This is a genomic window from Ferrimonas marina (assembly GCF_900129905.1).
In the GTDB taxonomy this organism is placed as follows: Bacteria; Pseudomonadota; Gammaproteobacteria; order Enterobacterales; family Shewanellaceae; genus Ferrimonas; species Ferrimonas marina.
Genome location: NZ_FQXG01000001.1, coordinates 107679 through 133486, shown reverse-complemented (window position 1 = coordinate 133486; position 25808 = coordinate 107679). Strand labels below are relative to the sequence as shown.

21 protein-coding genes are annotated in these 25808 nt (G+C 57.1%); 10 read left to right on the top strand and 11 right to left on the bottom strand.

Annotation, left to right across the window (positions count from 1 at the left end):
• Position 1: 1 nt before the first annotated feature.
• From BUC04_RS00580 to BUC04_RS00570, 3 genes are all read right to left on the bottom strand, one after another.
• Entirely contained in the window at positions 2 to 760 is a 759-nt protein-coding gene (locus BUC04_RS00580; protein WP_067654099.1) for a hypothetical protein, read from the bottom strand.
• Between the two features lie 72 nt (positions 761 to 832).
• Positions 833 to 1792 carry an ornithine cyclodeaminase family protein gene (locus BUC04_RS00575; RefSeq protein ID WP_067654096.1) on the bottom strand — a complete coding sequence of 320 codons (960 nt, stop codon included), beginning with the start codon at positions 1790 to 1792 and terminating at the stop codon, positions 833 to 835.
• 3 nt (positions 1793 to 1795) lie between these two features.
• The gene (locus tag BUC04_RS00570) at positions 1796 to 3163 is read right to left on the bottom strand and encodes an NAD-dependent succinate-semialdehyde dehydrogenase (protein WP_067654093.1); all 1368 of its coding nucleotides are present in this window, start codon (positions 3161 to 3163) and stop codon (positions 1796 to 1798) included.
• A 93-nt stretch (positions 3164 to 3256) separates the two neighbouring features.
• Here BUC04_RS00570 and BUC04_RS00565 point away from each other — a divergent pair, with 93 nt between their 5' ends.
• A complete protein-coding gene (locus BUC04_RS00565) occupies positions 3257 to 4690 on the top strand; it encodes a pyridoxal phosphate-dependent decarboxylase family protein (RefSeq protein WP_067654091.1) in 1434 nt (477 codons plus the stop codon).
• Between the two features lie 18 nt (positions 4691 to 4708).
• Positions 4709 to 5980, top strand: coding sequence for an MFS transporter (locus BUC04_RS00560; protein WP_067654089.1), 1272 nt, complete (start codon positions 4709 to 4711; stop codon positions 5978 to 5980).
• A gap of 17 nt (positions 5981 to 5997) precedes the next feature.
• On the opposite strand, the gene BUC04_RS00555 is transcribed toward BUC04_RS00560, so the two are convergent.
• Entirely contained in the window at positions 5998 to 6513 is a 516-nt protein-coding gene (locus BUC04_RS00555) for a transcriptional regulator OhrR (RefSeq protein WP_067654087.1), read from the bottom strand.
• 126 nt (positions 6514 to 6639) lie between these two features.
• On the opposite strand from BUC04_RS00555, the gene BUC04_RS00550 reads away from it, so the two are divergent.
• Positions 6640 to 7056, top strand: a complete 417-nt coding sequence (locus BUC04_RS00550; protein ID WP_067654085.1) for an MAPEG family protein — start codon at positions 6640 to 6642, stop codon at positions 7054 to 7056.
• 175 nt (positions 7057 to 7231) lie between these two features.
• Positions 7232 to 10261 (top strand): Ig-like domain-containing protein, encoded by a 3030-nt coding sequence (locus tag BUC04_RS00545; RefSeq protein ID WP_143165482.1) that lies wholly within the window; start codon positions 7232 to 7234, stop codon positions 10259 to 10261.
• Positions 10262 to 10315: 54 nt separating this feature from the next.
• Here the strand turns inward: BUC04_RS00545 and BUC04_RS00540 are convergent, their stop codons facing one another.
• The 5 genes from BUC04_RS00540 to BUC04_RS00520 form a co-directional block, all read right to left on the bottom strand.
• On the bottom strand, positions 10316 to 11005 hold the full coding sequence (locus BUC04_RS00540; RefSeq protein ID WP_067654081.1) for a zinc metallopeptidase: 690 nt from the start codon (positions 11003 to 11005) through the stop codon (positions 10316 to 10318).
• Between the two features lie 123 nt (positions 11006 to 11128).
• Positions 11129 to 11602, bottom strand: coding sequence for a GNAT family N-acetyltransferase (locus BUC04_RS00535; RefSeq protein ID WP_067654079.1), 474 nt, complete (start codon positions 11600 to 11602; stop codon positions 11129 to 11131).
• An 84-nt stretch (positions 11603 to 11686) separates the two neighbouring features.
• On the bottom strand, positions 11687 to 12457 hold the full coding sequence (locus BUC04_RS00530) for a penicillin-binding transpeptidase domain-containing protein (protein ID WP_073325482.1): 771 nt from the start codon (positions 12455 to 12457) through the stop codon (positions 11687 to 11689).
• Complete coding sequence (locus tag BUC04_RS00525) at positions 12454 to 13806, bottom strand: DUF5336 domain-containing protein (protein ID WP_067654075.1); 1353 nt, start codon at positions 13804 to 13806, stop codon at positions 12454 to 12456. The genes BUC04_RS00530 and BUC04_RS00525 overlap by 4 nt, the downstream gene beginning before the upstream one ends.
• 522 nt (positions 13807 to 14328) lie before the next feature.
• On the bottom strand, positions 14329 to 15840 hold the full coding sequence (locus tag BUC04_RS00520; RefSeq protein ID WP_067654072.1) for a leucyl aminopeptidase: 1512 nt from the start codon (positions 15838 to 15840) through the stop codon (positions 14329 to 14331).
• 348 nt (positions 15841 to 16188) lie between these two features.
• On the opposite strand from BUC04_RS00520, the gene BUC04_RS00515 reads away from it, so the two are divergent.
• Positions 16189 to 17001 (top strand): tellurite resistance TerB family protein, encoded by an 813-nt coding sequence (locus BUC04_RS00515; protein WP_067654069.1) that lies wholly within the window; start codon positions 16189 to 16191, stop codon positions 16999 to 17001.
• Between the two features lie 140 nt (positions 17002 to 17141).
• Positions 17142 to 19217 carry a M13 family metallopeptidase gene (locus tag BUC04_RS00510; protein ID WP_067654066.1) on the top strand — a complete coding sequence of 692 codons (2076 nt, stop codon included), beginning with the start codon at positions 17142 to 17144 and terminating at the stop codon, positions 19215 to 19217.
• Between the two features lie 65 nt (positions 19218 to 19282).
• Here the strand turns inward: BUC04_RS00510 and BUC04_RS00505 are convergent, their stop codons facing one another.
• Positions 19283 to 20131 carry an enoyl-CoA hydratase/isomerase family protein gene (locus BUC04_RS00505; protein ID WP_067654063.1) on the bottom strand — a complete coding sequence of 283 codons (849 nt, stop codon included), beginning with the start codon at positions 20129 to 20131 and terminating at the stop codon, positions 19283 to 19285.
• Between the two features lie 487 nt (positions 20132 to 20618).
• Entirely contained in the window at positions 20619 to 21923 is a 1305-nt protein-coding gene (locus tag BUC04_RS00500) for an omega-aminotransferase AptA (protein ID WP_067654060.1), read from the bottom strand.
• Positions 21924 to 22024: 101 nt separating this feature from the next.
• Between BUC04_RS00500 and BUC04_RS00495 the strand changes: the two genes are divergently transcribed.
• Genes BUC04_RS00495 through BUC04_RS00480 form a run of 4 tightly spaced genes read left to right on the top strand, consistent with a single transcriptional unit; the run spans position 22025 to position 25725 of the window.
• The gene (locus BUC04_RS00495) at positions 22025 to 23767 is read left to right on the top strand and encodes a thiamine pyrophosphate-binding protein (protein ID WP_067654057.1); all 1743 of its coding nucleotides are present in this window, start codon (positions 22025 to 22027) and stop codon (positions 23765 to 23767) included.
• Positions 23754 to 24089, top strand: coding sequence for an immunity protein Imm33 domain-containing protein (locus BUC04_RS00490; RefSeq protein WP_159437642.1), 336 nt, complete (start codon positions 23754 to 23756; stop codon positions 24087 to 24089). Before BUC04_RS00495 ends, BUC04_RS00490 begins: the two co-directional genes overlap by 14 nt.
• A complete protein-coding gene (locus tag BUC04_RS00485) occupies positions 24086 to 25273 on the top strand; it encodes an aconitase X catalytic domain-containing protein (protein WP_067654052.1) in 1188 nt (395 codons plus the stop codon). Before BUC04_RS00490 ends, BUC04_RS00485 begins: the two co-directional genes overlap by 4 nt.
• Positions 25270 to 25725, top strand: a complete 456-nt coding sequence (locus BUC04_RS00480) for an aconitase X swivel domain-containing protein (RefSeq protein ID WP_067654049.1) — start codon at positions 25270 to 25272, stop codon at positions 25723 to 25725. The genes BUC04_RS00485 and BUC04_RS00480 overlap by 4 nt, the downstream gene beginning before the upstream one ends.
• Positions 25726 to 25808: the final 83 nt, after the last annotated feature.

Below are 25808 nucleotides of genomic sequence, written 5' to 3'. Positions count from 1 at the left end.
CTCAGTTCGTGGTGTCGATGTTGATGTCCGGGTTCAGCGCCGGCTCCAGCTTGTAGATCTGATAGTCAAACCTGTCAAAGTGCGACAGCCACAGATGCACCTCCTGGCGCGCCTTGGCCGGATCGCCCAGGTACTCCGCCATCATGGTCTCGAAGTCAGTATCGGTGGGGCTGAGCTCCACCAGGGTCGAGTAAGGCACCACGTAGTTGATGATGGGGGCGCCACCCAATTGCCGGCTCCACTGCCAGCTGAAGGGCCAGTCCATCGCCTTGGCCTGATCGCTGATCCGTTTCACTCCGTCCCAGGCGGTTTCCATGTGTTCCGCATCCAGGTACATCTCGGTGACCGCCATGTAAGGCGCGATGGGAGGCTCAATGGGCCAGTTGCTGTTCTCCAGATCGACGTCGCTGATGTAGCGCTCCATTCGCTGGACGAAGGGCTCGACGAAATCCAGCCAGTGCTGGTCGACGCCCGAGGTGACCCGCCAACGTTCCAGCCTCTCCATCTCATCCCAGGTCACGCAGCAGCGATAGAACAGCACCGCGCTGACGTTGTCCCCCAGCATCGGGGTATAGATCAGCCAGGTGTACTCCTCTTCCTGGGATTCCCTATAGGCCATGTGCTCCAGCAGTGCCTGTTTCAGTGCCCCACGCTGGCCCGGGATGGGGTGGACGATCCAGGCATCAATCAGGTTGCGGGCCACACTGGTATTGGGCAGCCAGAGACAGAGCAGGCACAGGGCCAAACGGAGCCGCATCATGGGGGCAGTCCTTGTCATTCGTTGGACCCTAAAGGTAGCAAAGCTGCCCCCGTTTCGAGCACTTATGCGGATTTACCAGGCGACCTCAGTGCCCATCCCCTTGGCCTTGGCCCGCTGCAACACCGCCTCGGCGCAGCACAGATCCTGAAAGGCGATGCCCGAGCTGTCGAACAGGGTAATAGCCTGCGCTGAGCTGCGACCCGGATGCACACCGCTCAGCACCGCGCCGATGGCGTCAATGGTGAGGCTGGGAAATTGCCGCGCAGCGGCTTCCAATTCACCGATTTGACGGGACTGCTCCGGTCGATCGGCAAAGCACTCGGCCTGCAGCGCCAGGCTCACCGGCAGCTCCTGTTTACCTCCTTGGTCCGCCCCCATGGCACTGATGTGGCAGCCCGACGGCACCCACTCCGCCTGCAGCAGCGGCTCGGTGGCATTGGTTACCGTCACCAGGATATCTGCGGTTTTGCAAGCCTCCTCGGCCGATACCACCTCGATAGGCAGGTCCAGATCCGCCAGCGACTGGGCCAACTGCTCGGCCCGTTCGACGTTGCGGTTGGCGATCAGCACCCGTTCAATCGGCCGTACCCGACACACCGCGCGGATCTCAAATCCGGCCTGGTGACCGGCCCCCAGCACACTCAGTACCCTGCTGTCGGGCCGGGCCAGCGCGGAGACTGCCACCGCGTTGGCCGCGGCGGTGCGTAGGCCGTTGAGGTAACCGGCGTTAACTAAGGCCCGGGGCAAGCCGGTGGCCTCCTCCAGCAGCAGCGTGGCGGTGCTGTGATTGGGCAGGCCATGCTCGGCATTACCCGGCCAGTAGCCCCCGAGCTTCACCCCGGTGACTGCCGGCTCGGCCAGGTTGCCGGATTTGATTGAGAAGCTGGCACCGGGCTTATTACTGGCGGCGATCACCACCGGATTAAGGGTGCCATTTTGCCGATAGGCTGCCACCAGGGCTTGGGAGACCGCATCAAAGGCCAGCGCCTCATCCGCCAGTTGCTTTACTTCCTGTTCGCTTAGGATCCACATCGGTTAGCCCTGCCACACCAGCTTGGCGTTGCAGAACGCCGTCAGGCCCGGCTGCCACAACTCGCGGCCATAGCCGGAATCCTTGGCACCGCCGAAGGGCCAGCGAGGGTCGCTTTTGACAAAGCCGTTGATGAACACCGCTCCGGCATCGATCTCATTGGCCCAGGCAGAGGCACCCGCCGCATCCTGGCTCCACAGGCTGGCCCCCAAGCCGAAGCGGGTGGCATTAGCCTGGGCGATGGCGTCTTTGGCGTTGGTGGCCTTAAGCAGGCAACCCACCGGGCCAAACACCTCCTCCTGCAGCAGCGGATTGTCTGCGCTCAGGCCATCCACCAGGGTGGCCTGAAAGCCGGCAAAGCTGCCCTCTACCAGGGCACCACCAGCGCGTACCTGGGCACCAGCGGCAATGCCCGCTGCGACCTGTTTGGCCAGCTGATCACGCAGATCCGGCCGCGCCATGGGCGCCAGCGTGGTGGCTTCAGCGCTGGGATCGCCGTACTTCAAGCTGGCGATGGCGGCGGTAAGCTTGTCGGCAAAGGCGTCATAGACCGGCGCCTCGACGATAAAGCGCTTGGCGGCGATGCAGGTTTGGCCGGCGTTGAGAAAACGGGAGGTCAATGCACCGGCCACCGCAGCATCGATATCCGCATCCGCCAACACGATGAAGGGATCGCTGCCGCCAAGCTCCAACACCGAAGGCTTCAAAGCTGCCCCGGCAAAGGCACCCACACTGCGCCCGGCCCGCTCGGAGCCGGTAAGAGTCACCCCACGTACCCGGCTATCGGCAATCACCGCCGGGATGGCGTCCACCTCGATAAACAGGTTCTGGAACAACCCCGCCGGCGCGCCTACTTGCTCGAACAGGCGGGCGATATTGCGGGCGCTGGCCGCCACGTTAGGGGCGTGCTTAAGCAGCGCCACATTGCCCGCCATCAAGCAGGGCGCGAGGAAGCGGAACACCTGCCACAGCGGGAAGTTCCAGGGCATGATCGCCAGCACAGGTCCGGTCGGTGCGTAGCGCAGCTCTGCCTGCTGCGGCGCGGCCTCCAGCGCCACCGCCGCCAGCATCCCCTCCCCTTGCTCCGCGTAATAGCGACACACCGCTGCGCACTTTTCTACTTCGGCGTCCGCCTCGGCGGTCAGCTTGCCCATCTCCAGGGTCATGGTGGTGGACAGGTGGGCCTTCTGCGCCAGCAGTTTATCCGCCAGGGCATGCAGCAGCGCCGCTCGTTCACCGTAGCCGGTGGTACGCCATTGGCGATAGGCCGAAGCCGCCTGGTCTAGGATCAGGTTTACTTGGTGTTCCCTGTGGCTCTCAAATGCCTGTATCAGAGCGCCGTCATAGGGGTTTTGGGTATAGAACTCGGCCATCGCTGCCCTCCCGAGCAAAATTGTTTCTTGTACAAACGTGCAATTATTGGTATCAACTAATTAACACCACCGCAACCATTTGCAGGAGTCAGGATGAAATTTCCGCAATCAGGCCGCGCGCCAGCCGAGCTGCTGAGCCAACTTCAGGCCACCAAAGGACAGGATGTCCCCTGGCAGGAAGGCAAGGTCTTCGCATACGTTTACGACGCCGGCCCCGAGGCGATGCAGCTGCTGGGCGACGCCTTTACCCTCTACATGACCGAGAACGGTCTCGATCCCACCTCCTTCCCCAGCTGCATGGTGCTGGAGAAAGAGGTGATCGCCATGGCGATGGATCTGGTCAACGCCGATCCCAATGGCACCGGTACCTTCACCGGCGGTGGCACCGAGAGTATTCTGCTGTCGCTCAAGACCGCCCGTGACCACGCCCGGGATCAGAAGCCACACATCAAGCAGCCGGAGATCGTGCTGCCGGTAACGGCCCATGCCGCCTTCTTCAAGGCGTGCCAGTACTTCGACCTCACCCCGGTGACGGTTGAGGTGGACGACAACTTCCGCGCCATCCCGGAGAAGATGGACGCCGCCATCACCGACAACACCATCCTGATGGTGGGCAGCGCCCCCTCCTACGCCCACGGTGCCATCGATCCCATCGAGGCGATGGGCCAGGTAGCGCTGAAGCACGATATCCTGTTCCACGTAGATTGCTGCGTCGGCGGTATGTACCTGCCCTTTGCCAAGCAACTGGGCTACGACATCCCCAATTTCGACATGGGCGTGCCCGGAGTGACCCAGCTCTCCATGGACTTCCACAAGTGGGGCTACGCCGCCAAGGGCGCTTCCTGCGTGCTTTACAATGACGCCAACCTGCGTCGCTACCAGATCTTCAGCCACTCCAACTGGACCGGCTACACCGTGATCAACCCCGGTGTCACCTCCACCAAGAGTGGCGGTCCGGTGGCGGCTTGCTGGGCCATCCTCAACCACCTGGGATTGGAGGGCTACCATCGCCTGGTGGACGCCAGCCAGAAGGCCACTCAAAAGCTGCTGAACGCGCTGGAGGGGATCCCGGGACTGCGTGCCATGGGCGATCCCAAGACCAACCTGATTGCACTGGAAGCTACAGATTTCAATATCTTCCCGCTGGCGGATGAGATGAAGGAGCGCGGCTGGTACATCCAACCCCAGTTCAGCTACGCCAACAGTGCGGAAAATTTGCACCTGTCGATCGGATACCATAACGTCGAGCAGATGGATGCCTTCATCGCAGATCTGACCGAGCTGACCGCCAAGGTGCGACAGCAGCAGCAAAGCGTTGAGGCCACCCCGCTACCAGAGGCCATCCTGGCGATGCTGGAGGACGCCACGCCGGCCACCTTGGGCCAGCTGGCCGGGGTGCTGGGTATCGATCCCGCCAATCCACCGGAGCGGATGGAGGAGATCAATATCCTGCTCAACAACATCTCCGCCGACAGCCGGGAAGTGTTGCTGGGTGAGTTCGTCAACCAGCTCTATATGCCGGCCTAACAGGGACAGGAGACCGCCATGGAACAACTAGCCAGCGCGCGAAGCCGCCAGTGGCTCCAGCTCGGCCAGCGCTGGCGCATGGCCTGGGTCCTGGGGATCAGTGTCTTTATCGGATACCTGGACCGTCTCAACATCTCGTTTGCTGTGCCTTTGCTGGCGGACGAGATGGGCTGGACCAGTGCTCAGACCCAGGAGTACGGCAGTCTGCTGATGAGTCTGTTCTACGTCGGCTATGGCCTGGGTAACCTGTTTCTCACCCCGGTGGCCAGTCGCTTCGGCCCACGCAAGAGTCTGCTGGTGATTGTGCTGCTGTGGTCGCTGTTCACCGCCATGGGGGCGATGCTCAGCCAGTGGCTGCTGGTGTTCGCCGCCAGCCGCATCCTGCTGGGCCTGGCCGAAGGGCCACATTTCCCGATGATGTCGGCGCTGACCAAGCGCTGGTTCCCACCCAACGAACGTGCCCGTGCCAACTCCTGTTGGATTGCCGGGCTGTTCCTGGCGATGTTGGCGGCGCCGATGCTGTTTGTGCCGCTGATGAACGCCTTCGGCTGGCGCTCCGGCTTTTACGTTCTGGCCATCCTGGGCGCGCTCATTACCTGGCCACTGATCTATTGGTTGGTCAAAGACAATCCCCGTCAATGCCACCGTACCGACAACGATGAGCGTCGGCACATCGAAACCGGCCTGCAAGCCGAGCAGACCCTGACCGAAGACGGCCAGCGCTGGCACCAGTTGCTGCGCAACCCCACCTTCGCTTTGCTGCTACTGGGGGGCATGCTCAACAACATCGTCGGATTGGGCCTGGTGAGCTGGCTGCCCACCTACTTCACGGAGCAAAAAGGGATCCTCTACAACGAGCTGTCATGGCTGATCCCCCTGCCCTTCATCTTCTCCCTGGTCGGCGTCGCCATCTGGTCGCAACTGGGGGATCGCAGCAACCGCCGTAGTCAGTTGGCGGGGCTGGGCTACTTCATAGCCGCCATCGCCATCTACGTCGCACTCAGTGCCGATTCGCTCTGGCTAACCGTGGTGGGCTTTTGCAGCGCCACCGCTTCAATCTCGGCCTTCACCGCGGCAGAGTTTTCGCTGGTGCAGCGGGTGTTGCCGCCCAGCAGCGTCGCCAATGGGGTTGGCCTCTACAACGGCCTCTCCACCATGGTCGGCGGCGGCCTGGGCCCGGTGATCGTCGCCCCCATCATCGGCGACGGGGGCGGTACCGCGGTGGTATCGGTGGTCGCATTGATTAACAGCGCGCTGTTCCTGCTGCTGTACCGCCGACTGCGTTACTGAATCCGATTGTCTGGCGCTTACGTCAGACAGTTCTCTGCATCACCGACAACGGGCCTGATTGCAGGCCCGTTGTCGGCCAGCTGACTGAGCAGCTTCTGGCTCAACCGCTTCAGTTCCATCAGTTCCTCTACCGACAAGGCCACCCGACAGGCCATCGCCGCCGGAACCTGGGCCATCTTCGCCTTCAGCGCCCTGCCCTCGTCGGTCAGACTGATCTCCCGCACCCGCTCATCGCTCTCCGAGCGCTGGCGCACCACCAGCGCCTTGGCCTCCAGCCGCTTGAGCAGGGGTGTCAGGGTGCCCGAGTCCAGGTGCAACTCCTCACCCAATGTCTTCACGTTCACCCGCTGTCGCTCCCACAACACCATCATCACGATGTACTGCAGGTAGGTCAGGTCAAATTCCTTAAGTAAGGGGCGATAGGCACGGGTCACCGCGTTGGCGGCGCTGTAGAGGGGGAAGCAGATCTGGCTATCCAGACGCAGGGGGTCTGATTTGCCTTGAAGATTTTCGGTACTCACGATGGGCTCCATCGGAAAAACATTGTGCACAACTTACTTGCTTTACCAGGCGCGCGCCAATTAACATTGTGCACAATCCAATTGTCAACCACCGTTCAGCACACGACTGAGCGACACTAAACAAAAAGGACCTTCCCCATGTTCGATACCTACGCCATTGCTTTTGCCGGGATCTGGCTGGCCCTGCTGACCATGCTGCTGCAACACCTCATCGCCATCCGTGCCCATCGAAAGCAGGCGCAGTATGTGCCGGGCGTAGTGGATGCCCAGCTGGGTCACGACTCCTTCGTGTTTCGCAGCCACCGTACCTACCAAAACTCCCTGGCCAACACCCCGCTGATGCTGGCCACTGCCCTGCTGGCCATGGTGTTTGAGCTCAGCCCGACTCTGGTTGCGGTTACCGTCTGGGTTTATGCCCTGGCTCGTATCGCCCACATGGTGCTCTACTACGCCATCGCCACCGAACGTAACCCCAGCCCGCGTAGCTACTTCTTTGTGCTGGGCACCTTGGCTAATCTTGTGCTGATCCTGGCGATCCCCTTCGCCTGGTTCTGATAGCCGCCCCCCCTACCAAAACAGAAAAACGCCAACCGAGGTTGGCGTTATTTATATTCAAGGCGACGTCGACACTTTTACCCCAGCGTATTGCAAACGCTACCTTGTTGTTGTGATTCCTGCTCAGCATTACCATCCAGCACGATTTAATCTACGTCCAAGCAAGGAGTATTGGATGACAAACCGTGCCTCAGGAACCCTAGCCCTAACACTGCTGGCGGTTTTAATCTTAGCCATGGATGCATCTGAGCATACAGTCGCCGCCGAGTCTTACATCACACCTTTTGTTCAAAATGGAAAGTCCACTCACTTTTCTTCATATACTTATGCAAATTCGGCCTCGCAGACAGAATCTGACTTGCTTCTTACTAAGGCAGGTGGTCGTTTTGCGTTCGGGACAGGTATTGGAGACGCTGGTACTATTTCTGGTGATTTTAATGGTGATGGAAATAATGTTCTTTGGCTCAGCAGTTGGTCCAATTCTTCTTACAATACATACCTATCAAAGTTAAATGTCGCAAATGGGTTTGAAATTGAAGAGCAACTCTTATTCTCCGAAAAAGTAGGAGCAATATATCACTATCGTGATATTGCACTAGACCGAGACTTTGCTCTTATTGGCCAAACTGGAGAACTTACAATTCTTGATTTGCAATTAGAGCAAATTGTTAAATCGATTGATCTTCCAGAAGCTTGGCGTCAAGTCATATCGATTGCTGAGGCAGACCTTTTTCAAGATGGGAAGACAAAGATACTGATTCAGCAAGAATACGGTACATTATCTATTTGGGACCCAAACTCCTGGAGTTTACAAGGCACATATAAACTTGGCGAAGGACAGGTCTTACCGGGTAGCTTTAGTGAGCAAAACTCAACCGAGCTTGTCTTTAGTGACGGAAGTATTTATCGGTTTGAAGACGGAGACTTCGTACTCTACGGTTCTTTCGATACTCAGCTCGGTTACAACATTGTTGCTACAGACATTAACAACAATGGCCTTCTAGAAATCATTGGTTCACAACACTGGTATGATATTTCCGCATACAGTGCTCAGAGCTTTGAAAAGCTGTGGGAACATGAATCCAAACATAATATACACGCTCTTGGTCTCTATGATGTAAATGGAGATGGACAACTCGACGTCGTTTACGGAGACGGTCAGTGGGGAAGTATCCATGCACTGCAAGCAAAGAACGGCAAGCGTTTTTGGTCTATCGCAAACGATGATAATGGTGTGTCGTTCATACATGTAGAGGATTTAACTGGCGATGGAAAAACCGAGGTCGCTTGGGCATCTGATCATTTGTATGTTCACGACTATTCGAGCAGTGACTCTTTGTTTAAAAGCCAACGTTTGACAACACCATTCACTGGCTACGACCTTATTCAGCAAGAAGATGGAGATTTTGCTCTACTACAGGGTGCTTATGACAGTAACGTTTCCTTTGGCACCGGGACTCTCTCTTTGAGAAGATTGAATGATCATTATGCCTACTGGGACCACTATGAAAATTCTCCATACCCTAGCACATGGACAGGTTATAGAGCGGTAAAAGTCGTAGACAGCAACAACGATGGGAAGTTAGAAGTCCTACTCGGAACCTCAGTCATACGCGATGGCCGAGTGCACGTAATGGATAGCAACGATGGTTCGTTACTCTATAGCATCGAGCTCGATTACGGGGAGGGAATCAGTGCGCTCGAGTTCGGGAATCCATCAGACACTTCTGGTCAAAAAATCCTTGCTGGAAGCCTCAGTGGGAAAATTCACCAAATAAATCCATTCTCTCAATCTTTAGAAAAGAGCTCTCCACAGGTTCCTACACAGTATAATAGCGCGATCGATGATTTGACGATCAGCAGCTCTATTGGGGAACGACTAGTCTATGCACTGAGCGACCAACAGATCTTCGCGTATCATACGGATACAAATAGCTTTACTACATTCAATCACAGTCGCTTGTTTACTAGCCTCCTAGGTGATCCTGCATTTGAAGTCCCGTACCTGTTAGCAGGCAGCGAGAGCGGCCTTATCCACCATTTTGATCCAGAATCTGTGACTCAACTTTATCCAGTGTGCGACTCACCCGTATCCGGACTGAGTTGGCAAGATGTCCAGACTGTGTTGTTCACATGTGAGGAAGAATTTGGTGCTTTCTCTATTGCAAGTAATCAAGTCCTTTGGCGTCAACCAGTGCAAGGAGTTGAGGGTCCAGTCAAGTACCGAGTTTTCGGAAGTGATGAGTGGTATATTTCTGGTGGATTGCAGATTCGCGTTTTTCAACGCATTGATGGCGCACCAGGCAGCGAACTTGTGGATATCAGTATCCAAACTCACGGCAGCATATCTATTGAAGAGAGTTTGGCCCCCGATGAAATATCGGTTGACCAATACCTACTACATACAGCGCCAAGTCACGGTACCTTCGAGTTTACCAACCGCCAAAAAGGTGAGTTCCGTTACACGCCATCCGCTACAAGCCTGGGTACTGAGTACCTGAGCTTTTCTGCAATCAAAGATGGCCAAACACTTACCCCGGCTAGCCTGGTCATTGATTTGTACAACCAAGCGCCCACTGCCGAAAACCAATCTGTGGAAGTCCATTGGGCCAACACGGAAATGCTTGAATTTATTGCAGCAGACGAAGACGGTGATCCGCTTACCTATTCGATTCTAAACCAACCCGAATTGGGGTCGGTAGAGATCCCCGATAGCAACGTTGCGAGTTTCAGCTATGTCCCCACTGGCCAAGCCCATGTAACTGATAAATTCAGTTTCGCTGTGACCGATCCTTTTGGGGAGTCCGATACCGCCGTGGTTACTATCTCACTGACGAACGATGCGCCGATTAGTGAAGACCTACATCTCAAGGCTAGTGTCGAAACTGAAGTCCACTCCCGATTGCTAGGACAGGATCCAAATGACGATGCCATCGTGTTCGAAATTATTGAGGGGCCAGAGAAAGGAGATCTATCCATTGAAGCTGAAACCGGGTTGTTTCACTACAAACCGGTTGGTAACGAAGGCTACGTGGCTTCTTTCCAGTATCAGGTGCGGGACGCTCATGATGTATCCGAGGTCTCAACTGTCACCATCACGCTGCATGATGGAGTCAAAATTGTTGAAGACAAAGGAAGCCTTGGCTTCTGGGCCTTAGGCCTACTTGGACTGTTCGCCACTGCAAGGCGACGACTTCTGCATTGAAACATCAAATGGCGCCCTTTGGGCGCCATTTTCTTAGGCTGGAGCCCTTGAACCTTACCGGCGTAGCACCGCGATCCATCGTCCCAGGTTTAACAAGCTGGCCAGCGAGGCAGCGACATAGGTCAGTGCCGCCGCCTTGAGAATCTTCTCCGCATGTTTCAGATCCCCCTCGTACAGGTACTCACCTTTCTTCAGGATCGGCAGTGCCTTGCCATAACTGGCATCGAACTCAACGGGGAGGGTAATCAGGTGCACCAAGGTACTCAGTGCCATGGAACCAATGCCAATCACCATTGTGAATGCACCCGCCTGGGGAATACGGGTTAGCACCAGGATAAGCGGCGTCGCCATTAGCATTATGCCAGCAAGGCGCTCGCCGGCTATTGCTGTCTTTACCAGTTTTTGCCGCGCCAGGAACAAGGATTCGCCACGTGAATCCTGAATGGCATGCCCCACCTCATGAGCAGCAACCGTCACGGCTGTCAGGGAATATCCAGCATAGTTGTTTGGCGAAAGACGCACAGCCTTCGCGACCGGGTCATAGTGATCACCAGCAGGCGTCTCCTCTACCTTGACATTTTCCAGGCCGTGATGCTTGAGCAGGTGGCGCGCAAGTTCACTACCACTGCCCTTCTCGCGGTATCGATCTGCCGGCTCTCCGTACTTTTCCATCACGTGTTTGACCCACATACCCGGCAGGAAGACGCATAAGATCATGATGAGTAATAGGATTATCCAGATCATTTAAATCGCTATGTAATGAGAGTTTGTGCGGCTACCAATCATTGTACGCAGAGAAACGAACGGCAGATGCTCGCCGACGATGGGCCTGCTTCAGAGCTTGGCAGCATCCTTAAGGGAAGGCTCTCAATGATTCGCTAGCTCCATGGTCATCACTACCTTATCGATGCCCGGGGCAAAGCCGTCTTTCTCCCGCTCGACCGCTTCAAAGCCGAATCGGGCGTAAAAGCCTTCGGTGTGCTGGGAGGTCTCCATCCGCACCTGGCTGGGCAAACCGAGCTTAACAACCAAATCCAGGCGCTGTTGAGTCAGTTCGCTGCCCAAGCCCTTCCCATGTAGATCGTGACGCACCATGCCCCAGCAAAACGCGCTGTGGGCTGGCTTGGTTGCGTCTTCGCTATCGTCACTGGCTGCCACGCCGCCGCAAGCCACCACCTTACCGCTTTCGATGAAGACCAGGTAATGCCCCTGCGCCGCCTGATTATCAAGGAACTCGATAAAATCGGCCCGCTCTGAGGGTGCAAAGTACTTGCCCACGTTGCTGTCGAACAGCGCCAAACAGGCATCACGGTATTGGGTGCTATAGGTTTCGCTGTGCATCAGAGCTATCTCCTTATCTCTTTCCCAGCCTCGTTCCCTGCCTTATTCCTTTTCTCGTTCTGCCTGTCTCTATCCAGCTGTGGCTTAGGGAAGGATTCCCAATTGCTTGAAGGTATCAAGCAGGATGGACTTTCTGTACTTGAGATCCGAGGTGCTCTCAATGACCAGATGGTTGGCGAACAACCACACCTGACCATCCACTTCCAGGTAGCCCACGTACCAGCCGTACTTGCCCGACCAGCCGGTCTTGGCCGAAATCTGGTAGCCCTCATCGCTCTCGAACAACATGATCTGCTTCAGCGTATCGATGTGGCGCTGCTCTATGGGCAAGTCATTGTTGTAAAACCGGCGCAGGAAGTCGATCTGCTCCGGCACCGAGATCTTAAGATCACCCTCCAGCCAGAACTGGGTTATCTCGGGGCCAGTCAAATGATTACCGTAGTCCAGCTTACGCAGGTAGTTGAGGTAAAGCTCGTTACCCAGTTGCTCGGCGTAGCGCTGGTAGCACCACACGCAAGAGCGCTGGAAAGCACTCTTCAGCGTCTGGTCCTGGTTCCAGTTTCGATACTCACGCTCGACGCCATCCCACTTGATGACGTCATCGGGCCCAGAGACAGCCCCCTCCTCCAGCATGATCAGGGTATTGGGGATCTTAAAGGTCGACGCCGGCACGAAGCGTTCATCGGCCTGCTCATTAACGTTGTATCGGTGACTATGTTGGCCATCCAGCGACTCAATGACGAATGAAGCAATAGGTATATCGTTTTGAGTTGCACTTACTAATCTAGCATTTGACGCCTGAATGTTAGAAGAAAAAGTAACCAACGCACAAAACAAGCCAAAAGTAACTTTCATTTAGTTTGAACCAATGACTTTGCCGTTTCAATAAGGTCTTTTGCTTCTGAGGAAATTAATTTTGAGTCTTTCACCGAACCTTTGTCATGAATTGGACTTTCATATATTTTACCTACAGAAGAAAGAATCATCCTATCTTTATTTTCAGACATCATCAGTTGTTCCGCATAAGAATTAATCGTTAGTGCAACAGCAGATTTGAAAGCGTACTCTTCTTGGAAATTTCGCTCTTTAACGTACTGCGAAATGGTAAACAACAATAATCCAACAGCGGGAAGAGACTTCAAAGAGTTAACAATAATAATTTGCCAAGACAAAGCATTCAAATCCCCATTGCCAAAGAGAAAGAAAATCCACAATATGGTAGCAACTGAACTGATAGGTACCGCCCACTTCCAGAATCTAATTGACTTTATTAGCTCTAACTTCCTCTGCTTGAAGGTTTCAAAAAGAGATGAACCAACCTCTCGCCCTATCAAATCATTGAGATATTCATTTCTCTCTTCAAAAAAACTTTTTTTACTTTCGACAAATGACAAAGCTTCGTTGAAATCAGACTTTAGTTTATCCAGATCTTTTTTACTTGATTCACCCTCTCTTTTGCTATCGTTCTGAATAGAATTAAACTCATCAAGTACAGACTTTAAATTTTCCGTTAACTCATGAGCATCTTTGCTCTTTTCTTCTGACTGTTTCGCCAATAAAGATATTCTTTCTTCGAGAGTAGATGACTTAGTATATAAGTCATTTATTTCGCCATTATGTTGTCTTGATGATGAAAGAAGTGACTCAATCTCGCTAAGCTCACTATCTTTAGATTTTATAAATCGTGTTAGCTCATCTTTTTGCTCATCGATTTTCTCAATCAGGACTTTAAGGTTTGTCGAGGCCTCTAATACATGCTTAGAAGCTAAATCCACTTTTTCCTTACTTTCATTAATGTCTATCTCCGAGGTTCGAAAGTACTTTCTTTTAGACTTCTCCCAGAACCCATTGACTGCTTGATAGTGTATAAGCTTGTTAACCTGCGGAATGCTTCCTGAAAAATTACCCGATCTTATTTGATTCAGAAGATTAGTCAGATCCTGATTCAAATTTCCATTTCCAAGCTCATTCTGAAAGCTGTACTGAAAGGGCATTACCTTTGCGTAAGGTGAATCAATTTCTTCTTCGAATTGCGTAAAAATCTTGTTTACTTGCCTGACATACTCTTCCAATGAGTAATCACCAATCATCACTGATGACAAATCTATTTTGTCTCCAAACTTAGAGGCGATAAGACCTGTAAAATCCAGTGTGGAGAATAACTCAATATGCGCTTTAACTTGATTAATTTGGTTTTGATTCATTCGATACCTCAGGATGCGTACTAAACTTATCTCTATTACACACCAGCTAGAAAAAATAGCTTAAAATTCAATCAGGTCAACACTAACAGTTGAATCAAACTCAATCAATTAATTTCTAAATTTGTTTCGCTTTGCGGCTAACAACTTGATTCACCAAGCTAGCAAGTGCTAAGTAACACCACGCATATAGAACCTTACGCAACTTGGTTTCGCAAGCGACAATACCATCAATGAAAAAGCCTCTGTATTTATTAATATAAAAACTAAGCTCTGCATTCGATATGCCCTAAACAAAAAACACCTATACCCAAATCAAAGTAATTATATTTTCAATGGTTTTTTGTCTAATAAATTACCCATATGATAGATCTCTGAGGCTTTTTAAAGTGTTATGAACTATATGTCTTAGATATTTATTTGATAATTTTTTTATTTGCGGGACGCTCAAATAGTAAGGAAGAACAAAAAAGCCCTGATATTCAATCAGGGCCTTTGGGCTTTACCGGCAAGTGCTTGCTGCCTTTATTCTGCCTGCTCGTGGTGATTGAGGATCCACTCAGTCAGCAGTCGTACACCGTAGCCAGTGCCGCCCACCGGCACTTCGCCGCTTGCGGACTTATTCAGTGCGTTACCGGCGATGTCGATGTGCAGCCACGGGGTGTCACCAACAAAGTGCTGCAGGAAGGTGGCGGCGGTGGTGGCACTGGGGCCGCCTTTGCCGGTGTTGCGAAGATCCGCGATGTCGCTTTCCAGCATCTCTTCGTAGCCCAGCGGCAGCTGCCAAACCGGCTCGTTGACGGCCTTACCCGCCGCGGTGAACTCGTTCACCAGCTGGTCGCTCTCGCTGAAGATCCCGCCCAGCTTGGTGCCCAGGGCGCGGTACTTGCCGCCGGTCAGGGTGGCGATGTCCACCAGGACACTGGGCTGGTAGTGCTCGCGCACGTACCACATGCTATCGATCAGCACCAAGCGGCCCTCGGCGTCGGTATGGGTGATCTCCACCGTCAGGCCCTCGGCGGTGGTAAGCACATCACCGGGGACAAACGCCTCTTTGGAGACCATGTTGGCAGCCAGGCCCAATACCACTACCACGTTCACCTCGGCCTTCATCTCCGCCAGGGCTTTAACCGTGCCGATAGCGGCAGCAGCGCCGGCCATGTCGGACTTCATGCTGAACATGCCGCTGTGGTTCTTGATCTGGTAGCCACCGGAATCAAAGGTCACGCCTTTGCCGGCAATGGCGATGGGAGCACCGTCACTGCCCTCGTAGTGGGCCACCACCAAACGGGAACCGTCGGTGCTGCCGCGACCCACCGCTTCCAGCGCGTTCATGCCCAATTTCTTAATCTCTTTGGGCTCCAGAACCTTAACCTTCACACCCAGCTTCTTGAGCTTTTTCGCTTCCTCAACAAAGTCGACAGGGGTCAGTTCGGTGGGTACCTCATTGGTCAGATCCCGAGCCAGGAAGATCCCAGACTCGATGTGTGCCAGTTGCGCGTAGGCAGACTGGGTTTCCGCGCTGTCGCTCACGGCAAAGACGTAGTTCTTCTCTTTGCCCTTCTCTTGCTTGTACTTGTCGAAGTTGTAGGCGCGCAGGTTGATGCCATGGGCAAGGTAAGAGGCCTGGCTGGCATCCAGGTGGCTGGCTGCGACCGAAACATCACTGATGTTGCTGCTCGCCAGCTTCCCGGCGATGTTGCCACCGAGCTTGGTCAGTTGGCCGCTTGAGAGTGCCTCTTCACCCAGGCCCACCACCAATACTCGGTCGTAGCTCAGCTGACTGGGAGCAAGCACTTCGACAAAGCTGCCATAGCTGGCGTCAAAACCGTTTGCGTTCAGCGCGCGGCTCAGCTGCCCCTGGGTCTGGCTGTCGAACTGGGCAAAGTCGGTGGATTGCTCAACGTTTTGAAACACGATGAGGGTGTCGGAGTCCGCGCTCAGCTCGGATTTGAACTCAAAGGTTTCCGCCGTGGCGGTTTGAGAGAGGGCCAGTGCCATACACACTGACGACAGTTTCAGAAGCTTGGCTTTCATTAATGATCTTCCCTAATACATCTTGTTCTGGAGCCCGGTGGCCGATTCGCTCTCATGCCACAAGGCTTATCACGGACAACGAGGTGAACTCGCTGTCCGCGAACGGGCTTTCGTTGTTTTATCGGAGCCACTGGCCAGCATTAAGCCATTAGCGCCCTTGCAAGGGAACCGCCTTAAACACCTGCTTACAATCTTCACCCCGTCCAACCTGGAGTGGATGATCTCAGCCCATCCAACAGCACGTAGAATCATGTTAAGTCGAGGATTGCGTTGGCTTAACAAGACGCAATGTGACGTTTGGCTCGACCGGTTCCACCTCATTGGATGACATTGAAAGGGAGAGACGCAATGGCCGACGTAAACAAACTACTGGGCTCGCTGCTGGGTAGCAGCACCGCCAAGGGCTTTGCCGGTGGCTTAGCCGGCGGGGTCGCCAGCAACATGCTAATGAGCAAATCTGGCCGCAAGATGGGCAAGAAGGCCCTGAAGGTCGGCGGCATCGCTGCCGTGGGTGCCCTGGCCTACACCGCCTACCAGCGCTACAGCAACTCCGGTAACTCCGACAGCTCTGGTAACTCAGATCACGCGGTCAACAACGCCCAGCCGCAGGGCGCCGCACATCACGGCGGCCATACCGCCGCCGCTGCGGCGACCTCAGTAAACGGCGCCTACCCCAACCAGGCCAACGCACCTCAACAAGCCGCCTACCCCAACGAGTCTGCCTCGCTGAGTCAGCAGCGCGGTGAGCTTATTCCCGCCCCGGCCGGTTCGGCGTTTCTGCCTGCAGAGAACGACGCAGCGGCCAACGAAGCGCTGGGGATGACGCTGATCCGCGCCATGATCGCCGCAGCGCGTTCCGACGGCCGACTGGATGCCCAGGAAAGTCAGGCGATTTTCCAGCGCATTGAGATGCTGGAGCTCGACCCGGAAAGCAAAAACCTGCTGATCCAGGAGATGGGTCAACCGGTCGACATGGATGCCATCGTCAACAGCGCGACCTGCCCTGAAGTGGCGGCCGAGATCTACGCCGCCTCAGTACTGGCCATCGATGTAGACACCACGGCGGAGCGAGCCTACCTGGGCATGCTGGCAGCCCGGTTACAGCTGCCCCCGGGCCTGGCCAACGAGCTGGAAGCGGAGATCCAGGCCCAGCGAGCTTAAGTGCACACGGCGCAATGCCGCCGAACGCACACCCCACCGAGTTCAAGTCAATCTCCACTGGGAGATTGACTTTTTATGTTAACGAATGAAGATAAACAGGTTTTAGATTCATGAAGATTAAGCAAGGAAGAACAACAACAATGAAGCGCACTCTAATCGCTATGGCCCTGACGGCCGCGGTGGCCGGCTGTGGCAGCTCCACCGCCCCTACCGCCGACAACGCTACACAAAACGAAGCCAGCCAAGTGGCCGCCGGACAGGCAGAACTGGGCAGCTTCGGCATCGACCTCAGCGCCCGTAACCTCGACGTTAAGCCCGGCGATGACTTCTTCGGCTACGCCAGCGGCAGCTGGTACGAAACCTTCGAGATGCCCTCGGATAAAACCCGCTACGGCGCGTTCGACTCCCTGGCCGAGCGTAGCGAAAAGCAGGTGAAGGCGATCATCGACGACATCCTTAGCCGGGATGACCTAAACGACGAAGAGCAGCTGATTGCCGACTTCTACCGTTCCTACATGGACACCGAGACCATCAACGCTGCCGGTCTCGCCCCTATCCAGGGCACCTTGGATCAGATCCGCGCCATCGACTCCACCGGCGATCTCACCACCGTATTCGGTGAAGCCTGGCTGACCGGGGCAGAATCCCCTATCGCTGGCAGCATGTGGTTCGACCGTCTGGATCCGAACCGCTACGAGATGTCCGTGGGCGCCACCGGTCTGGGTCTGCCTGATCGCGCCTACTACCTGGAAGACAGCGAGCGTTTCGCCAAGATCCGGGAGGCCTACCGCGCCCACATCGTTGAGGTGCTGGGCTTTGCCGGTATCGACAACGCCGAACAGCGTGCCGACGCTATCCTGGCGCTGGAAACCAAGATGGCCGAGGCCCAGTGGCCCCGTGAGAAGCGCCGTAACCGCGATCTCACCCTCAACCAGATCAAGCGCACCGAGCTGGCTACCGAATACCCCGGTTTTGACTGGGGCCGCTTCTTCGCACCGTCCGGCTATAAGCTACCGCAGCTGAACATGGCCCACCCGGAGCCCATCAAGGGCATGATTGAGCTGGTCAACAACGAGCCGCTGGCGGTATGGCAGGACTACCTGGTATTCCACACCATCACCAACAACGCCGGCCTGTTGTCGGAAGAGATCTACGCCGCCAACTTCGCTTTCTTCGGCCAAACCTTGAGTGGTCAGGAAGAGCCGCGCCCGCGCTGGAAGCGCGCCGTGGCGCAGTTGTCCGGAACCCAGTCACTGGGCTTTGCCATCGGCAAGCTCTACGTGGCTGAGCACTTCCCTGAGTCCTCCAAACAGCAGATGTCCGAGCTGGTGGAGAACCTGCGCACCGCGCTGGGCAAGCGCATCGACAACCTGGAGTGGATGAGCGAGGAGACCAAGGTCAACGCCCGCGCCAAGCTGGCCGCCTTCAACCCCAAGATTGGCTACCCGGATGTGTGGCAGGAGTTTGATGGCCTCGAGCTGTCCGACGACGATCTGGTCGGCAATGTGCAGGCGCTGCGCCGCTTCTTCAACGCCGACAGCGTGGCCAAGGAGCTGGAGAAGACCGATCGCAACCGCTGGGGCATGACCCCGCAACGGGTCAACGCCTATTACAACAGCTCCTTTAACGAGATCGTATTCCCCGCTGCCATCCTGCAGCCGCCGTTCTTCGATCCCAACGCCGATCCAGCGGTGAACTACGGCGCCATCGGCGCGGTGATTGGCCACGAGATGGGCCACGGCTTTGACGATCAGGGCTCCAAGTCCGACGCCAACGGCATCCAGCGCAACTGGTGGACCGACGCAGACCGCGCCGCCTTTGAAGCCAAGACCGACGAGCTGGCGGCGCAGTACAGCAAGTACGAGCCGATCCCCAACAACTTCGTTAACGGCCGCAACAGCCTGGGCGAAAACATCGGTGACGTGGGTGGCATCGCCATGGCCTACGAGGCCTACCAGCTGAGCCTGGACGGAAAAGAAGCCCCGGTGATCGACGGCGTAACCGGCGATCAGCGTTTCTTCCTGGCCTGGGCTCAGATCTGGCGTGAGAAGCGCACCGAGCAAAGCATGCTCAACCAGCTGCGTGCCGGTACCCACGCACCGGGTCGCTACCGCAGCCTGGCGCCGCGTAACCATGACGCATGGTACGCCGCCTTTGATGTGCAGCCCGGTGACAAGCTCTACATCGCCGAGGAAGACCGGATCCGCATCTGGTAAGCTCTGCGCAACAACGACAAACGCCACCCTCGGGTGGCGTTTTTTTATGGCGACCTGTCGCCCGTTCAGTCGTTCACCGACTGGATGTTCATTACCAGATCGTTCCAGTTACGCTGGTTGTCGATATCGAACTGGGCGCCCTGCTCGTCCGCCCAGGTAAAGCGGGTAATGGCGGCGGTCTTGCTGGTGGCCTGGTAGAGCCAGTAGGCCTCAGCTTTGAGGGCATCCTCAATGGGACGGTCGATGGACTCGTACACCGTCTGCTTACAGGCGTTGATCGACTCCGCCGGGAACTGGGCGATGCGCTTGGCCAGGTTCTCCACGTAGGGCCCGATCTCATCCGGCTCCATCGCCTTGTTGATGGTGCCCATCGCCTCCGCCTCGTCGGCGTCGAAGTCGCGGGCACTGAGGATGATCTCCAGCGCGCGGCCCAGTCCCACCTGGCGGGCCATGCGTGAAGCGCCGCCACCGCAGGGCAGGATCCCCATCGCCACCTCCATCTGCATGAACTTGAACTTGCCACGGGCAGCAAAGCGCATATCGCAGGCCAGGGCAAACTCATGGCCGCCGCCGCGGGCGTAGCCCTCCAGCTTGGCGATGGTGGCCTGGGGCAGCTTGCTGATCCGCTCCAGTACCGCCTGCAGATCCAGTAGCTTGGCCTCATCGCGGGAGACAGGGTCTTTGGACATATCCCGCAGCAAGTTGGTGTCGTAGTGGCATACCCAGATCTCCGGGTTGGCCGACTGGAACACCACCACCTTCACCGTACGGTCCCGCTCCAGGCGCAATGCCAGACTGCTGAGATCCGCCAGCATCTCCTGGCCCTGCACGTTCACCGGAGGAAAGTCGAAGGTCACCCAGGCGATCCCCTCGTTCACCTCCACGCTGAAGGTCTGAAAGTTCTTGTAGTCCATGCTGCTTCCCCTTGTACTTGATGAAGGCTGACGGCCTGAGTCGCATCTCTGACATTGGCGCATTGGTAATCCGCCACTGGCCTGAAAACCCACACGGCGACGACCGCCGCGATACCGGGTTTAACCCTAGGACAGGGGCCATTGAGCGAGTATGCGGCGAAGCCGAAAAGAGAATCTGCGTTTGCTATATAGCGCCGCAATGCTCTGTCTGCACGGGAGTTTCGCAAGCTATCGCTGGCCTCCCCGGATGACTCAAGAGGCAGGCGCTGGGAACTAGGGGCTAGGTGCTAGGTGCTAGGTGCTAGGTGCTAGGGGCTGGGGGCTGGGGGCTAGGGGCTAGGGGCTAGGTACGAGGAGCATGAAGCAAAGGGGTGGAGAGCAAGGGCGTCGAGCAAAAAGTTCGGCCATTCGCTTTGGCTCAAAAGTAAAAGGCCCAGCGGATGCTGGGCCTGGTTGGAGAGTTCACTCTCGATGTTCGCGCTGCAGGTTAGCGCTGGGCGTGGATCGCTCGAGACAGTCGCTCGATGATGGCGTCCACATCACTGCGCTGCAGGATCAACGGCGGTGACATCACCAGGAAGTCGCCGGAGGCGCGCAGCAGCAGGTCTTCCTTGTGGAAGGCGTGCTCAAACACCGCGTAGGCGCGACGCCCCCCTTCCGGGGCAAACTCCACCGCACCCATCAGGCCAAAGTTACGGATGTCGACGATACCCGAGTCCAGATCCCGCAGGCTATGCAGTGCTTCTTGCCAGTAGCCTTCCATCTCGCGAGCGTGATCGAACAGCGCCTCATCCTGGTACAACGCCAGGCTGGCCTTGGCCGCCGCCGCAGCCAGAGGATGGCCGGAATAGGTGTAGCCGTGGAACAGCTCAATCTGTCCCTCCGGCCCCTGCACCAGGGTGTCATGGATGGCATCGTTCACCAGCACCGCCCCCATTGGCACGGTGCCTGAAGTCAGGCCCTTGGCGCAAGTAATCATGTCCGGGGTAACACCAAAGCGCTGGGCAGCAAAGGGCGCGCCGATACGGCCAAAGCCGGTGATCACCTCATCGAAGATCAACACAATGCCGTGCTCGTCGCAGATCTGACGCAGCCGCTGCAGATAGCCTTGCGGCGGCACAATCACCCCGGCACTGCCCTGCACCGGCTCGACGATCACCGCGGCGATGTTCTCCGCACCGTGCAGTTGGATCTGGGCCAACAGGTCATCGGCCCGCTCGGCGCCTTCACTGGCCTGCCCCTTCACAAAACGGCCGGCATGGCCCTTGTTGTGACTGAGGTGATCTACCCCGCTGAGGCCATGACCAAAGCCACGACGGTTGTTGACCAGACCACCGACGGAGATCCCGCCAAAGCCGACACCGTGATAGCCCAGCTCGCGGCCGATCAGCCGGGTACGGCTCGGCTCTCCTTTGGCACGCTGGTAGGCAAGCGCAATCTTCAGCGCCGAGTCCACCGCCTCACTGCCGGAGTTGGCGAAAAAGGCGCGGGTCAGCCCCTCGGGGGCAATGGATACCAGGGCCTGGGCGGCCTCAAAGGCCCCCAGGTGACCCATCTGGAAACTGGGGGCATAATCGAGGGTGGCCGCCTGCTGCTGGATCGCTTCGACGATGGCGGTGCGGTTGTGTCCGGCATTGCAACACCACAAACCGGCGGTGCCATCGAGAATGGGACGGTCCTGGCTGTCGTAGTAGTGCATCCCCTGGGCCTTGGCGATCAGCCGGGGCGCTTGCTTGAACTGTCGGTTGGCGGTAAACGGCATCCAATAGGCCGAGAGTTGTTCCTGTTGCATGGCGGACTCCTGTCATTGCTTGAGCAACATAATTGTACTTTTGTGCAATTTATGCAATAACAAACTGGTAACGCTTTTTCATCCTCCAAGGAGCCGGAATAATGAAAAAAACAGGTGCCGCCCTGGTGCGCCATGCACTGGAGCAGATTGGGGTTAAACACACCTTCGGGATCCCCGGGGTTCATAACACTGAGATCTATGACGAGCTCAACCGCTCCGAGCAGATCACCCCCCATTTGGTGACCCACGAGGTGGGCGGTGCCTTCGCCGCTGACGCCATCAGCCGAACCGATACCAGCATCGGCACCTTGGTGCTGGTTCCCGCCGCCGGCCTGACCCACGCCGCTAGTGGCATCGCTGAGGCCTTCCTGGATGGGATCCCGATGCTGGTGCTGTCCGGTGGCGTGCGCACCGACACCGGTGCCCACTACCAGCTGCACGACATCGATCAGCACGCCCTGATGGCCCCCATCACCAAGGCCAGCTTCAAGCCCCAGCGCTACGAAGAGATCATCCCGATGATCTACCAGGCCTACCAGGTGGCCACCGGCGATGAGCCCGGCCCGGTCTACGTGGAGATCCCGGTGAACCTGCAACTGATCGCCGGCGAGGTGGACAGCCTGCCGGAGTACCAGCCGCCGGTGCCCGAGCTGGCGGAGCGCGATACCGCGCTGACCGCCGCCACCAAACTGCTGTTGGGTGCCAAGAAGCCGGGGATCTTCATCGGTTGGGGTGCCCGAGGCGCAAGTGAGGCGATCGGCCAGCTGGCCAGTCAGATTGGTGCGCCGGTGGCCACCACGCTGCAGGGGCTCTCTGCCCTGCCCGCCAGCCACCCACTGCACACCGGCATGGGGTTTGGCCCCTCTGCCGTGCCTGCGGCCAAGAACGCCTTTGCCGATTGCGACTGCCTGCTGGCCATCGGCACCCGCTTCTCCGAGATCCCCACCGGCAGCTACGGCTGCACCGTACCGGAGAACCTGATCCACCTGGACATCAACCCCGAGGTGTTCTCCAAGAACTATCCGGCCAAGGTCACCCTGCAGGGCGATGCCGCCGATCTACTGCCCAAGCTGCTGGATCAGGTTTGCACCCAACAGCCGGTCGCAACCGAGCATCAGCCATTGCTTGATCAGATCGCCAAAGACAAAGCCGACTACCTGGCCGCCTGGCTGGCCCACGACAGTGGCGAGCGGGTTAACCCTGGTCACTTCTTCCAGGCCCTACGCAAGAGCCTCAATGACGATGCGCTGGTGGTAGCGGATGACGGTAACCACACCTTCCTCACCGCCGAGCTGATGCCGATCAACTGCATCGGCGGCTTTATCTCCCCCACCGATTTCAACGCCATGGGCTACTGCATCCCGGCAGTGAACGGCGCCAAGCTGGCCCAGCCGCAGCGGCAGGTAGTGGGGATCGTCGGTGACGGTGCCGCCCAGATGACCGGCATGGAAGCACTCACCGCCAGCCACAAGCAGCTCGGTGTCGTCTATTTCCTGTTTAATGACGGTGAACTGTCGCAGATCGCCCAGGCCCAGAAGGTGCCCTACAACCGCAAGACCTGCACCCTGTTGCCCCAGGTAAACTGGCGTGCCCTGGCGGAGGCCACCGGTTGCCACCACCTGGCACTGACCCGCAACAGCGATTGCGACGCGGTGATCGCCGAGGCGATGGCCCTGGCAGAGCTTGGGCAGCCGGCTTTTGTCGAGGTACAGATCGATTACAGCAAATCCACTGCCTTCACCGCCGGTACGGTTAAAACCAACTTCAAGCGGTTTGATCTCAACACCAAGGTGCGCTTTATGTCCCGCGCCCTGTGGCGCCGTCTCAGCGGTGGCGACGAGTAAGCCGGTGACGGACAGCCAGGTTACCCAGGGCCACCGTGCCGAGTGGCTGATTGTAAGCCAGCAGGTGCTGGACGGTGCCCTGCCCGGCTTTGTCTACCGCGAGCGTCCCATGGGCGTCGGTGACAGTGGCTGGCGGGTGTTCAGTGGTGAGGAGAGTGGCGAGTACCTGGCGGTGCCCGCTCACACCCAGCTGCTGGGCTGCAGCGAACTGCTGGCCCGATTACCGGAGCTGGCCCCACAGCTGGTGGGGCCGGTGGGCCGGGTCTGGGAGCGCCTGGATGGCCGCTGGACCCGCGTTTCCGATCAAGGAGAGAGTGAATGAACATGACACTGACCCCGGATCAGCAAGCGATGCTGGACGGAGCCAACGGGGCGGCACTGGCCAAGTGCCTGCAGACCCTGGTGCAATACGGCGAGGCCTTCGGTGCCAAGCGCCTGGTGCCGATCAAGAGTGCCCACCTGACCGGCAGCTTTAAGATCTTCTTCTACACCGCCTACTACGAGATCATCCAGCAGTTGGTGGCGGATGGGGTGAAAGTGAAGGTGCCTACCACCCTCAACCCGCGCCCAGGTTACGAGTACACCCCGCAGAACCGTCTGGTGTTTCGCGGCCAGCAGTGGCATGAATCCCAGCTGGAAGCGCTGGGGATCATCCCCAACTACTCCTGCGTCTGCTATCGCCACCACAACATCCCGGAGCAAGGGGATGTGCTGGGCTGGGCGGAGAGCTCCGCCATCATCTACGCCAATTCGGTGATCGGCGCACGCACCAATCGCAACTCCATCATGGTGGACATCTGCCAGGCGGTGACCGGGCTGACCCCGGAATTCGGCTACCTGTTGGATGAGAACCGCCGTGGCCAGGTGCGGATCAAGCTGGACGTCGACAAGATGGATGCTGCCGCGCTGGGCTTCCTGGTCGGTAAGATCGCGGTGGACCGGGTGCCGGTGCTAGACCACCACCCCTTCACCCTGGACCAGCTCAAGAACATGGGGGCGGCCATGGCCTCCTCCGGTGGCGTCACCCTGTTCCACGTCATCGGTGTTACCCCGGAAGCGCCGGACGAAGCTACTGCCTTCGGCGGCAACGAACCGGAAGAGACGGTCACCGTTACCCAGGCGATGCTGGATGAGCTGCGCACCGAGCATGCCATCGCCAAGGACGCTAAGGTGGTGGCCTTTGGTTGTCCGCAGATGACCCTGGAGGAGGTGCTGGAGCTGGCGCCGCACTTTGCCGGGCGCAAGGTGAAGAAGCGCACCCTGTTCCACCTCATTCCCGCCGCCTACGAGCAGCTGGAAGGACGGCCGGAGTATCAGCAGCTCAAGGATGCCGGGGTGGAGCTGCTACAGCACTGTCCGCTGGCCGGGCTGTCGCTGCGCATCGGGCTGGGTCGCAAGGAGGTGCTAACCCCGTCGGGCAAGCTCTACTACTACCTGGAGGGCACCCGCTACGGCAACCTGGAAGACGTCCTGGCCATCTGCGGCGTTATGGAGGAGGCAGCATGAGCATATTGCAAGGCAAGGTCGTGGTTTCCGGTACCGCCCAGGGCGAGGCACTGGTGACCCAGCAGCCCATCAACTTCACTGCCAGCATGTGCAAGGTACCCAACATGCTGCCGAGCAAACGGGCGGAGATCCGCGACGCCCACCACGAGCTGTTTGAACAGAACATTGCCAACAAGGTGCTGGTGTTCCCCAGCTGCATCGGCTCTACCCACACCGGCTTGGTGTTGCTGGATCTGGTGTCGCTGGAGCGTGGCCCGGCGGCACTGATCGTCCAACAGAACGATTCCCTGCTGGTCTCCGGTGTGGTGCTGGCCCAGGTGTGGTTTGGCAAGTCCATCCCCATCATCGAGTACCCCGGTGACGACCTGTTCGAGCACATCCACAACGGCCAGAGCATCAGTATTGATGAGCAGGGCCAGATCCACATCGGCGATCAGGCCAACGTGGCATAAAGGATTGAGTGCACCGGGTCGCTCCGGTGCACTCATTGCCCTTCCCTTCCGGCAAAATCTCGTTAAGCTTTGGGGACTTAGCA